The following is a 12,592-nucleotide window of genomic DNA, read 5'->3' on the forward strand; positions in this document are numbered from 1 at the left end:
TTATCGTTCTAACTCTCTGTCGATTTCTCTGTCCTCCCAATCACTTTCTTTCTCCGTATGATTAAAGTCCATCTCTTGCTGAGGTGTATATTCTTTCGGCTCAAAGTGTTCAAGTGATTGGCTGTCGTTTTCTTTTTTCTCATTATAGCTGAGGGTGTCTAATTCACTCTCTTGATGAGAGGAGTGTGACTCGTTTAGTTCAATGTTATATGTGGTGTTATCTCGCTCTAGTTTATCAAGGCACTGTTTGATTTCCTCTTTGAGATTATCATCTGACATGAATTGAATGTCTCTTCCATTAAAGTTCTCGATGATTTTCTCAATGTTATTTGGGTTTAAATCGTGATTGCCTTGGTTTAATACAATAATGATGTTCTGTCTTAGTTCATCCGTGGAAATGTTTTGAATGTCATTCTTGTGATTGACGTTGATAATATCAATCTGTCCTTTAGTTTGGTCTCGAATTAAAAAGGAGTTTTCAATCGAGGTACTGATGATGGTGGTGTTTAAATTCTCTCCTTGATGGAAGTGGGTTAATTGCTTGGATTTTGTACCTAGCGTGCGCGGATTAATGTCTAGTGTGTTGTCTCTATTTCCTTGTGAGTCTAAATAGGTCACTTCAATGGCTTTGGTTTCACCTTGTTTGTTGTGGATGTTGGTTAATATGGCAGGGTGGAAAGTTTTATCTTCGGATGAATACACTGCAGGGTGATATTTAACGTTATTGTTTTCGATATTACTAATGCCAAGGCTGTTTAAGTACCTTTGTGCTAGGGTGCCATTTATTAGCAAGCTTTCACTAATGTATTCCTTGGCTCTTTCTTCAAACTTTGCAATATGCCTTGGGGTTGTGGTGAGTAATTTTTCGTGTTTACTGTTTTCCTCCAGTTGGTGTTTTTCTGACTCGTTTATCATATTGTGAGCTAGGTTAATGGCGTCTTTGTAACTGATGTCCTTATGGCTCATGAGAAGGTTAATTAAAGCGCCTTTTTCGCCCGTTGTGTAATCTTTAAAATAACCACGATATTCTCCGGTTAAGGTGACTTTAATCGCAGACTTACCAATGCCAAAGGTTAAATAGTCCCGGTCTGATTTGGATTGATTAGGCTTGCCTAATAATTGGGTAGCAAGGCTTTCAGTGTATTTTGGTAGTTGCGTATTGATGTGCTCCTTAAATTTGTTGTAGTCAAAGTCACCGCTTTTATTTTGGAACCGAACGTCCTCATGAGGCAGAGCATTACGGTTAAAGTAAGTGGTGTCTTTGGGTGGCATTTGGTGGAGGGTTTCTATTGCGCTGGCTTTGTGGCTCTCTTTGGATAACCAACTTTTAACTAGTTGCTGGGTGTTATCGGTATAAAGCCTGATGTGCTGGCTAGCACGGGTGACATCGATGCCTGCACGTCTTAGATTGGTCAGTGCGCCTTTGCTCTGAATGGCGGTAATGACGTGGGGGTAGGTGGCCCCTTGCGCCATGTCCGCGGTTCGGCTATACGCATAATCCCAATGCCCGTCTTTGGGCTCGTTAGGGTTAATCGTGAGTGTCTCTCCCGTTTTCGATTGCGCAATGATGCTGTCTGAGCTTGCTTGCGTGATGCGGTACTCCACGTTGGTTTTGATGCCACGCTCTTTATCGGTAAAGCGAGTGACAATCTTGTCGCCCGTTGAGAGAGGCTTTTCCGACACGCTAAACAGTGTCGTGAAGGTATGGTCTCGGTTGCGGGGCAAAAAGGATTTGGTTTCACCTGCTGCATCTTCGAGTGTCACCACGCCATGCTCTGAATCTACGTGGGTAATGGTGGCGTACTCACCGGGCTTGGTACTCAGTACCAAGCCTTTTTGGTAGGGCATCATGGTGGTGAGCTCTTCCCCAGTGGCACCGATAGAGCGTAGCCGAGTCGTGATGACGTTCTCTTTGCCTATTTCTTGGGTTTTCATTAATCCGACCCGGATGTATTCGGTTATCGTGTCACGCTCCTTGTTGGTGTAAGCGATGATAAGCGTATTCTCTCGCGTCTCAGGGGTGCGCTCTAGATAGTCTTTGGCAACCATAAAGGGCAGCTTCTCTGTCGCTGTGAGTTGCGCTCTGCGTCTATCCTTGTCGTTCTCATCCAGCGTAGAGATGACATGCTGACTGTTGCCTTGACTGTCAGGGGCTTGCTGTTGGAGCTTATCCAGGGCGCTGAGTGGCTGTTTATCAATGGTGTTTTGCGCGGCATTAAGTAAGGTGTCGTTTTGCTGACGGATGATATCGGTCATGTAAGCGGTATCGATGCGTCCTTGACTCATAGCCAGTTCAAACGGCTTACCAGCACTCAGGGACAGTAGCTGCTCTTTATCGCCAAGGAGGGCGGTCTTGGACTGACTGTCATTGACCAGTTTGGTGAACTCATCGGCTTGCTTGTTGCTGACCATGGAGCTTTCATCGAGAAAGAACAAGGTGTGTTGATAGTCGCTGGCACTGCGGTTTCCTTGTCTGATGTCAGATAATAAGCTTTCCAGGGTTTGCGCTTTCACGCCTTTGCTTTCGAGCTCTGCGACGGCAGCGTGAGTGGGCGCAAGCCCAATCACGTTTTGCTCAGGCGACTTGCTGGCTTCTCTCACCAATTGGATAAGTTCAATGTTGGACTCCAGCATGGTGGACTTACCCGTGCCGGCTAAACCTTGAATCGCCACAAAGCTGTCTTTGGTGGTTGAGATAAGGGTGATGGCGTCCTTTTGTCCTTGGGTTAAGCGAGGCTTGGTATCGAGAAAAGTTTGCACCTGCTTAGAGGTAGCAAAGGGTTGATGTTTGCCTTTGCCATCATCGATGTTTTGCAAGATACGCTTTTCTGTATCGAGTGCCGCTTGTGTCGTCCAGCGTGTTCCATCACTGTATTCTGCAGAGAGGGTGTCACTGCGTTTTCCCAGTTCGGTTTCAATTTGGTCTTTGGTGATAGAGCCACCGGCTTCTTCAAAAGCGTAACGAACCGCTTCGACCACTAACGCTTTTTGGCTAAACGCGGCTTCTTTCTCTGAAAGGTGGTTTAGGGCAAAGCTGACCGCTTTCTCGATAAGTGGGGCGTTTTGTGCTTTTGCCAGTGCTGATAGTGCCTGACTGACATCTTGCTTTAACAAAGCTTGGGTGGTGTCGTTTAGGTAACGGTCGTTGATGTTTTGTGTCTGCAATACACGCTCAATCGCTGACGGGGAGACCTGCTCTTTTTCCAGTGCGCTTTGGGCTTTGTCGGGCTTGTCGGTGAAGATATCAAGACGCCCTGTTTTTTCAGTAAGGTCATTTATCAGTGGTTTTGACAGAGTGAAGGCTTTTGCTGAGAGTAGGGTGTGTTCTTTTTTCTCGATATGGTTGGCGCCATGAACGTAGTCGTATTGCAGTGGTGCGTCTTTTAAGCTTTCTAAGTCTATGCGTTGTGTTACCCCCTTGCTCTCAAGCGTGAGGCTTTCTTTATCAATGTGTGTGACAAGGTAATGTTGATTTGCCTCTAAACCAGAAGGGAAGTGTTTGCCTAACGTACTAAGGCGCTCACCTTTGGCAATGTTCAAACTCTGTGGTTTGCTGATTTGCATCTTCATGGCTTTGAAAACATGGGTGGATGGGTCAAATGTGACCTTATCACCCTTGTTTTTGGGGAATGCCGTCATGGTATTACTCTCTTTATCGATACTGGCAATGACAAAGCTTTGAGGTTTGCCGTCATCCCAATGGGTGAGTGTCATGCCTGGTTTGTAGTGTTGAACAAGCGGCTGCTGCGCTTTAGAGAGGTAGTGGGGGACTTGAGTGAATAGCGTGGTTTCATGGCGAGAAAGCGTACCGGTGTTTTTGAGTTTATCCCGAATGACTTCGGTTAATCGCCGCTGCTCAACACTGGAAGTGGCAATCACTTGGGTGTTGGCTTTGTCGGGGAGGTCGGCGTACACCCGGGCTATCCTATCGGTGTCATTCTCATGCAGTTTTACGTCTGTTTCGATAGGTTTACTGCTTACCCAAGTATGGCTCTCTACATTGCCTTTTTGATACAGCGAGATAGCATTGTTGGCTTTAAATCCTTGACGGCTAGAGACGCGGTTTAACATGACGACTTTGCTGTTGGACTGTTTGGCTTTGTCGGTTAGGGCTAACAGTTCATTAGCGCTCATCTTGTTAGCGTCATCGATGAGCAAGACGTCTTTATTGGTCAGCGGCGTGTCACTTTGTAGCAAGCTATGGGTGGTGTGGCGCTGCTCTGGTGAAAAAGCATTGGCTATCCACGCCCCAAGCGTTTTGCTTTGCCTTTGTAGGCTCTCCATCCCTTCTGCTTTGGCTTTGGTGCTTTGTGAGACGAACTGGACCCGTTTACCACTGTGGTTTCCCACGTTAAGCAGCTGCTGCGCAATGCTTTGTGATGAGCCATGCACATTTACTACGTGGAACTGTTTGGTGGAGTGGTAAAGGTTGGTAAGCATACGTTGCTGACTTTCAGGAATGGCGAGCTTGTCTAGGACTTTGGGTGCTACGTGGGTACGCATGTGATGCGCCCGTCCTTGTGTGCTGTCGATAAGCGCTTTCTCGTTATCAATTAAGCCTTTGGTGGTGTATTGCCCTTTCTCTGCCAGTGGGATAAGCGTCCCTTCTTTTATCCATTCATCTGCGAGGTTTTTTACGTCAATGGCGTTGGCTTGAATATCACCTTTGGTAAAATCAGAAACAGCTAATTTAACGATTTTTTCCAAGCGAAGGGCTGTATTGTTTTGTTCAAGATGAGAAATGGCGCGCGACAGGGCTTCTTGAGCGATTAAGGCTGGCTGAAATTCTTGTTTAGTGAATTGTTGTGCATTCTTCACCAACTCTTCGGGCTTATACCCCATATCTTTGATTTGCTGCTGCCACTTTGTGGTGAGCTCACCGTTGCTCAGGTAGGTTTTACTTTTACGTGTATCAAGTGCTGCCATATCCCTTGCTGCTTGTGTGTCTCCAAAGTTTAAGGCTTGTTGGTTGATTTGCTGCGTTCGAGTGGAAGAGTTTTCGATGAGTGGTTGTGGTATACCAGATATGTCTATCTGTCCATTGCCTAGCCCATGGGTTTGATAGCCAATTTTTTCAACGTCGTGTGCTATCTTACTGTGAAATAGTGCTGTGTAATATTTTTGGAAGTTATAGATGCGCTCGCTTGTGCCATTGATGACGCCGCCTTTTTGCTTGATGGTTGAAGCGAGTGAGCGCAGTTGCCCTTCCTGATCTCGTGTCATGTTTGGCGCTAATAAGTGGTAATGAAGCTGCATGTCGTTTTCACGGCTGGTCTTATGACCAATGGCTGCAAAAATCATGTTACCGGTATTGATGTATTCACGTTCGCCTTCTTTATTAGTTGACGTGACTTGTGCGGTGTCTTTTTCAATTTCATTGGCGACAAACTTAACGGCGTCCTTGAGTATGCCAAGTAAGCGCATATCACCACCGCCTAATGCGGCAATGGAGAAGCCTTTTGATACGGATAAAGTCAGATCTAAGCCGCATTTATGATCGTCTCTTTTCCCCTTGATGGTTTCATCCCCAAGGTTGCCAGATAACACGGACTCTAATGTCTCCTGTTCGACGGTTTTGTTCAGTAGTCCGGCTTCTTCTGCAAGCTTGCCATACCAGAACGTATTTTCTCCCTGGTCTTTTTCTTTGAGGTAGTAGTTATCGCTGGCGTCTTTCTCTAAAGAGACGTCAGGTAGGTCTTTGGGGTTTTCTTCGCTTAGGTAGTATTTGGCAGCGCCAGAAGCAGATTTGAGTGGGCTGATAGAAAGCATGCGTATTTTCCTTATGAAAATACCGCGAGCCAAAAAAGTGCACCCAAAACAGAGAGAATCAACGAACAACACTAAGCAGAATGGCCATTCATCTTAGTGCGACAAGGAAGGTAATACCTGTTTAGTTGATGAGTTTTGGGTGCGATAGGAGTATATCAGAGAAATGAGTTTTGGCTAGCGGCTGGGTGATGGAGTCGACGTCGTGAGTAATGTTATTGCAGCTCTTTTAGCCGCAATGTGTTCATTTTGTTTGAATAATGCACAAAATCAGTGGGTGGCGTATCGGTTGCAGAACAAAAAACATTGAGACAGTTTTGTATCTTTTCTAATGATTCATCATGTCCAGTTAACGATGTGGGCGCTCTTACTGATAGTTCTTGGTGTGTGATTGTTAGGATTTCTTCTAGTGCATTGGGATCTATCTTGTCTTTAATATCTATATCGTCTAACGAACTAATAATGACGTTGATCGCGAAAAAAACCATGCGATTTAATTCCCTGTAAGCCTCTGAATATAATAAAGTTGGATGTATTTCTGTGACTTGCTTTGTCGCGATTTGATTGACTATTTCCCAGTACTGTTCATCGATGTTGCTACCACGAGTGAAATGCGCGGTTGTGGTTTCCTCCCAGTATGGTCTATCGATAAAATGGCGTTTTAATTCTTCTATACACCAATTGACATCTTGTTCAAATGAGGGATTAACAATGTGTTTTTTCATTTTCTTTCCTTATGCAAGGCAAATTGCCGCTGGCAGCAAAGCTGAGCGGTAGTCAGAATGAGAGGCGGAATTAAAAAGCCTTGCTGCTGCAAGGATTGTGGCGGTCTAGTGATTAACGATTATCGTAAGGCTCTAAGGTATAGCCTCTGTGTTGGGTGCGTTGGATAAGCTTTTGCGCAGTTTTGTGGGATAGAACAAGGTGGCGCCAGTCATTGCCAACGAGCATATCGAGGACAAAAAGAGAGTCAGAGTCGTTTTCGGGTGAATTTAAGTTGTGTGAATGGGTGCTTTTTAACTGTGAGGTGTGCCGGCGTTTATGCTGGGTTCTTGGTTTCATGAGCGCTCTCCGTGTTTAGGAAACATCGCACGAGAAAAGAAAGAAAAAGCGGCGTGGTTATGAGCGCCGCTAGCTAAAGAAATCAAAAGGCATGCGCCCTTTAAAGATAAGCCTAATAATTACACTGGAAGCAATGTGAGCAAATGTCGTGTCAATCATTTCGTCGGGAGACTTCATAATTGATGTTTTAATGATAATCATTATCATTTGCATGTCAACATTATTCTTCATTCCAGAGTTTATTAAAGGCTTGCTCTTCTAAAATATCTTCAATCCGCCTTCTCGTTTCGGCTTGCTTTCGTTCCTGCTCTGCATTGTTACGTTTGGTGTACTTAGGTAGATGGAAGGATTCTTTTATGAGTTCATCGTTTTGCATTAATCGTCCTCCAATAGTGAAACGGTGAGCGTGATTGATGTGCCTGGTTCGGGGGCTTCAATATCGGTAAACGCAACATAGCCTTGCCAAATACCATCAATCTTTTCAAGGCGTTGTAAACACGCATCTAGTTGCCAATTATAGAAAGCGTCATCAACTTTTTTGTAAGGCAGTTTGCATTCAGGTGCATTTTTTACCACAAAATCAGCAAGGTCGAATTCGCCTTCAAAGGCGCATCCGCCACTTGGGTATTTTCTAATAAATTCAATCTCTAGAGTAAGGTTTGACATCGTTTTTCCTTTATAGTTTTTCGCATGAGCCGTTATAAATATTTATAACGCTTACTATCAGCGCGTAGGTCCAGACACAAGAAAATGCCAATGTTATAAATAACGTCCACATCTGAATAGGTAATGAGAATAGCGGTATTGCTATGATTGATGCCGTGATCATTGAGCACGCACTAGAGTGACAAAGGGTGTTTCTTAGCATTGTAATGCTGGCTCTAGTAAGTGCTCTTACATTTTTCTTTTTTGATAGCCACTGGTGAAAGCGTGAGGCGTGAATGTTGTTTTCTTTTCGTTTGTTCAGGACGATAGCTAAGAATATTGAGTAAGTGATGATCAGAACAATTTCTAGTGCAATCTGAGATAAGTTATTGTGCATTCTGAGTAGGATGAATGGACTATAAAACAAAAAAAATCAACCATGCTAAGTTACGGGTCAATAGCGCTATTGTCATAACAGGGTGTTCACTTATGGTGCTGTGTATCGTTTTTTTAACTTGTCTTTGATTGGCATAGTGGTATTTCCTTATGCAACGCAAGTTTCCGCTGGCAGCAAAGCTGAGCGGTGTATAGTGGTTAAAATGAAATCAAAAGCCTTGCTGCAGCGAGGCTTTTGATTGTTGGGAGTAAAAGGGGAGAGCGTGTCTTGTTCTGATATGCTGTCTATCTCAATGCCTTGAGAGATGGCGGCTTCTTCAAGCTCTTAAAGTTATTCCACCATCTCTTCTGAGTTCATCTCAATATCTTGAGAGATAACAGCTTCTTCAAGCTCTTGCTGAGCTCGCTCTTGATAGTTACCATCGGATTTGAGTTTTTCTGCATCCTCAGTGGCGAGTTCTTTGACCGTATCACTTCGCTGCGCCTCTCTGATTTGGTCGGTTTCCAGCTTCATCTCTTCTGGTGTCTCAAACTGCTTGGCTTGCAGTTCAGTTAGGGCATTACGGTCTTCTTCGCTGAGGAAAATACCCGGAGCGACACACTCACAGTAAATCGCTTCTTGGTATGCCTTCATCATGGCAGGTGATGGTGTGTAATTACGCTTGATAAAGGCTCCGCTGACATCTCGCATCTTATCAAAGTGCAAATCCAGTTGAGTGATAAAGCTGCTGCCTGGTACGCGAAGGTAGCATTGCAAATCATCCAAGGCTTGAATTTCACTGCTCGACACGACAGGGCGAGTTACCGTCTGGTGACCAATTGATACCCCGTCACGCAGTGTATTCGCACCGTAGGAGATATTTTCTCTCGATACATCGACTTCTTGCTCTCCCAAATCTTTGGAGGAGATTTGCGCCATCTGCGCTGAGGGAGCGCGGAAGTAAAAGCGAGAGTTGAGTAAATCAAAGATGACGTCGGCAGTGTTCTTACCGTAGGTTTTCAATAGCTGCGCATAAGACTGCAGACCAATCACATAACACCCACCAAACTTACGCACTTCAGCAATGATGCTGTCCAGCTCTGGCAATTTATGCAGGCTTGGCATTTCATCCATAATCACCCAGATACGGCGGTCATCATCTGGCTCTAGCCCTAAAATGGCATTAGAGGCAATGGCAAGCCAAGTGGAAATCAATGGACGTAGTGAGGCGTGTTGCTGCGCATTACTGGATAAGAACAAAAAGCCACGTTGCTTATCGTCGAGTACCCAGTCTGTAATAGAAAAGGGTTTGCGTTTGAGCTCGCCCTTGTCGTCTTTTTCATCCAGTCCATCGAGAAAGCGTAGGCTCTTAATGTAGGTCGCCAGAACGGACTTAATCGAGATGGCGGTTTTTTTGATGTCTTTGGAAACAAGGGAGGCCGATTCTGTACCTTGCAGGAAGTTGCCAAGTGTTTCGAGTTCAGAGGTGAGTATCAGGCTGAGCAGTCTTGCGGTTGAACATGGTTTATTATCTTGACTCATACGATAGGCGGCACTAGAGAAGATAGTGCGGGCGGAATCCACCCAAAACGGGTCACCTTCACCGTGTTGCGAGATAAGGGCATTGGCAATGTTCTCAAAGTCAGGGGCTTCCTTGGCATCGCACCATACATCCCAATTGGCGCAGCGTTCATCGAATGGGTTGAGTAAGATATCTTGGCTTGGGTCAAAGAACTTACTGGTGAAGGTACACCCTTTATCGTAAACAATCGCTTTGTCACCGCGCTTGCGTATCCAGCGCAGCAGTTTACGCAGCATCACGGATTTACCTGCCCCGGTCGTCCCATCAATGAGTACGTGCTGAACTTCAAACTCATGTTTAAACAAGGCAAGTCCATCGACTTTAAAATCAGAAATTTTCCCGTTGCCTACGCCTTGCTTTTTCAGCTTTTTAGCTCGCTGTTTTAAATCCTGAGTCAGCCTTTTAGGCTCAACATATTGAAAACCCCTTACGTGAAAATCTTCACTTTGCTTTTCGCCTTGGCGTCTGAAAAAAGCCATGGCGCCCATCAAGATAGCGAAGGCGATACCTAGGGCGATTAAGAAGTTGATTTGTGTCTGGCGTATGACGTTGTCGTAGAGAGTGATGAGTTGGGTGTTTTCTAATTGAGAGGCGAGGGTGCCGACGTAGCGTTTGCCATTCCAGAAAGTGGTCACTTCACTATTGAGGTCGTGTCCAAGGTTGGCATAGACTTGGTTGCGCCAGTAATAAAACACAGACCAAAAGGCATTGTTAGGGGCACGAAGCCAAGTGAGAAATCCGGTTAAGGCAATGACCGCCCAAATGGCAGCGTAGACCAAGGTATTGTTGACTTGAAAGAACATTCGAATGGAATGGAAGGTGATTTGTCCACCACGGGTAAAATGATTGCCCTTGGAGCGTGAAGGTCTAGGCATGGAGCCTCCATATAATAGAAATGTTGAAATTAAAGGGGTGGGGTGAAGTTGGGTTAAGAAAGGGAATAGGTTAATCCGCTCGCCTATTACGCCTTTCTTTTTTTGCCTCAAACACCGCTTGATAAGTTGTTTCAATGTCTTCAAGCGAGAGATAGGTAGAAGGACCATTTCTTGAGCCCCATCGAGTTCTTGGTAGTGCTTTCCATATCGTGTCGTCATCGATGCCGAGTTTTCGGTAGTGCTCAATTAACGCCACGTCGATGCACTCTCCTTTTTCATGACACTGGCTGCACCATGAAGTATCAGCAACCAAATAACCGTAGTGTTTGAATAACCCTAGTGCGCAGTTATCACACACCTGACAAGGAAAGGCTTGTTGCTCAGGGTGGTTCATCGCAGAGAAAAACTCATCCGCCCCAAGATTAAAACCAGTCATTGGCGATAAATGAGTTTTCAATAGTCGCTTGGCTTCTATGCGGGAAAGGTTGAGCGGTTTGATGAGCGTTTTTAACTGATAGGTTTTACTTTTGTCTGCAAGCAAAGCTAACCGAATGTTTTGCTTATGACACTCGGTTAAAAAGGTATGGAGTTGGTCGTCTTGGGTTTTGGGGTATTGAAATAAGCGTCTTTTGATTGCAGATAGTGCTTTGAGAATGACGTTCATTACATTTCCTTTGAATTAGGGTTGCAGGGGCGAACGGTTGTGTTACGTTGAGAAAGTTCAATTAGGAAAGCAATGTAGAGTCCTGCTTTCTGGATTGGCTTCTTAAAGAAATACACTCGCGTCAAAACACCCTCCTTGCGAGGGTGTTTTTTTGTTTTGTGGGTATAGAAAATGTCACTTTGTTATCAGAAGTGACAAACAAAGCGTTTGACTGGTGTTGGTTGTAAATATTAAGTAAGATAATGAGGCTGCTTGGTGCTCTTCGGGACAGGGGATGTTTTCTTAAGGAACAAGCCTTGAGTGGCGAGAGGATGATATACAATCTCGCAGCCAAGCAGCAATCAACATGTAAATGAATAGAATAGACACCTTCTAACCAGCACTAGGCTCTCTCGCGTGCTGGTTTTTTTTTGCCTGAAATAACTAGAGTGGAAACGCAAAAGGCTTTAGAATCGCGCTGGGTGCTTTTGGTGTTCGACCAAAAGCAGTTCGAAAGATTTGCTGGCGGTAGAAAATCAAAAACCCCGAATGAACTGTAAATTCAAACGAGGTTTTAGAGATGTATCCGACAATACAAATCTTAGCCTCTATCTCGATTTATTTCAATGCAAAATTGAAGGAGGCAAGTTATGCCAAAAAGTACGATTGCATTTGCAAGCCTAGTAGTGGTGAGCCTCACCCTGCTTTGTTCTCTCTGGATAGTTCGGCACTCACTTTGTGATGTACATTACTTGGATGAGAGAGTGGACTTTCAGGTAACCCTTGCCTACGAATCAAGATAGTTGCTAGCCAGGGAGGGGGCACAGGAAGCCCTCTCCCTGAACTAGTGTTGTAAGGGCACATCATAAGCACCCATATCATCAGATGCCATTTCCAGTTCAATCAACACCACCTTTTCAAGCGGTAAGCCCGTAATGCTCACCACCAAATCAATCGGCAGCCACGCTTTGAGCATGTTAGCCGCAACTTCTTTCTGAAAGGCAGTAGTGTAAAGGTAGCGCGCCTGCACCAATTGCTGGCTATCTTCATCGAGACTGAGCAGATCAAGCCAATCTATTTGCATCTTGTGACCTCTGCTTTTAATGAGGTTAATATTTCCAGCCGTTAAATTGCAGTGACTTTGGAATAGGGCTGTAGCAAGGGTATTCGGTTTGTAAGCCGTACTCAAAAATCACAGCTGTAGACATGGCAAATGCTGGCGCGAAATTGTAACGAGTAAAACGCTCCGGATCATTCTTTGCTGTTTTTTCCAGCACTGTCCAGATCATATCTTTAAGGAATTCAGGGTTGCGCTTCGGATCGAGTGCCATCGTATCGCGCATGCAGAACCAGTTATTACCACCTAAGTCTTGTTGGCGATTTGCACTACCAAAATACGCAGATTGCAAACCTTGCAGGTAAGCCTGTAGGCGTATTGATTCGACGGTGTCCGTTTCATCAATGTGCTGCAAAAAGTACGGCAACTTGGTGATGTCTGCCATGTACATGTCTGCGGTTGCTAAAGTCGAGTGTTTGTACTGCTCGTGTATCTCGCTCAGCAGTTGAGTGAGCTCAGGAGAGTGGGTTTGAGCTTGCGCGCTTGCGCAAGTAAGCAGCAGTAATGGCAGAATTTTTTTCATGGT

9 protein-coding genes are annotated in these 12,592 nt (G+C 45.0%); 1 reads left to right on the plus strand and 8 read right to left on the minus strand.

Annotated elements, in window-relative coordinates; genetic code table 11:
• The 6 genes from traI to NL647_RS25905 all read right to left on the minus strand — a co-directional run bounded on the left by traI (position 1) and on the right by NL647_RS25905 (position 10,970).
• Positions 1-5,769, minus strand: a complete 5,769-nt coding sequence (gene traI / locus NL647_RS25880; protein WP_253650821.1) for a conjugative transfer relaxase/helicase TraI — start codon at positions 5,767-5,769, stop codon at positions 1-3.
• Between the two features lie 212 nt (positions 5,770-5,981).
• Entirely contained in the window at positions 5,982-6,491 is a 510-nt protein-coding gene (locus tag NL647_RS25885; RefSeq protein WP_253650822.1) for a hypothetical protein, read from the minus strand.
• 557 nt (positions 6,492-7,048) lie between these two features.
• Positions 7,049-7,204 (minus strand): adenosine deaminase, encoded by a 156-nt coding sequence (locus NL647_RS25890; protein ID WP_253650823.1) that lies wholly within the window; start codon positions 7,202-7,204, stop codon positions 7,049-7,051.
• Positions 7,204-7,494 (minus strand): hypothetical protein, encoded by a 291-nt coding sequence (locus NL647_RS25895; RefSeq protein WP_253650824.1) that lies wholly within the window; start codon positions 7,492-7,494, stop codon positions 7,204-7,206. The genes NL647_RS25890 and NL647_RS25895 overlap by 1 nt, the downstream gene beginning before the upstream one ends.
• Before the next feature lie 706 nt (positions 7,495-8,200).
• A complete protein-coding gene (gene traD / locus NL647_RS25900) occupies positions 8,201-10,306 on the minus strand; it encodes a type IV conjugative transfer system coupling protein TraD (RefSeq protein WP_253650825.1) in 2,106 nt (701 codons plus the stop codon).
• A 70-nt stretch (positions 10,307-10,376) separates the two neighbouring features.
• On the minus strand, positions 10,377-10,970 hold the full coding sequence (locus NL647_RS25905) for a hypothetical protein (protein ID WP_253650826.1): 594 nt from the start codon (positions 10,968-10,970) through the stop codon (positions 10,377-10,379).
• Positions 10,971-11,599: 629 nt separating this feature from the next.
• Here NL647_RS25905 and NL647_RS25910 point away from each other — a divergent pair.
• Complete coding sequence (locus tag NL647_RS25910) at positions 11,600-11,752, plus strand: Hok/Gef family protein (protein ID WP_074052092.1); 153 nt, start codon at positions 11,600-11,602, stop codon at positions 11,750-11,752.
• A gap of 41 nt (positions 11,753-11,793) precedes the next feature.
• Here NL647_RS25910 and NL647_RS25915 read toward each other — a convergent pair whose 3' ends face one another.
• Both NL647_RS25915 and NL647_RS25920 read right to left on the minus strand, forming a co-directional pair.
• Entirely contained in the window at positions 11,794-12,033 is a 240-nt protein-coding gene (locus NL647_RS25915; protein WP_253650827.1) for a hypothetical protein, read from the minus strand.
• Positions 12,034-12,058: 25 nt separating this feature from the next.
• The gene (locus NL647_RS25920) at positions 12,059-12,589 is read right to left on the minus strand and encodes a hypothetical protein (protein ID WP_253650828.1); all 531 of its coding nucleotides are present in this window, start codon (positions 12,587-12,589) and stop codon (positions 12,059-12,061) included.
• Positions 12,590-12,592: the final 3 nt, after the last annotated feature.

Origin of the sequence: Vibrio sp. Y29_XK_CS5 (assembly GCF_024181835.1) — a bacterium.
Classification (GTDB): Bacteria; Pseudomonadota; Gammaproteobacteria; order Enterobacterales; family Vibrionaceae; genus Vibrio; species Vibrio harveyi.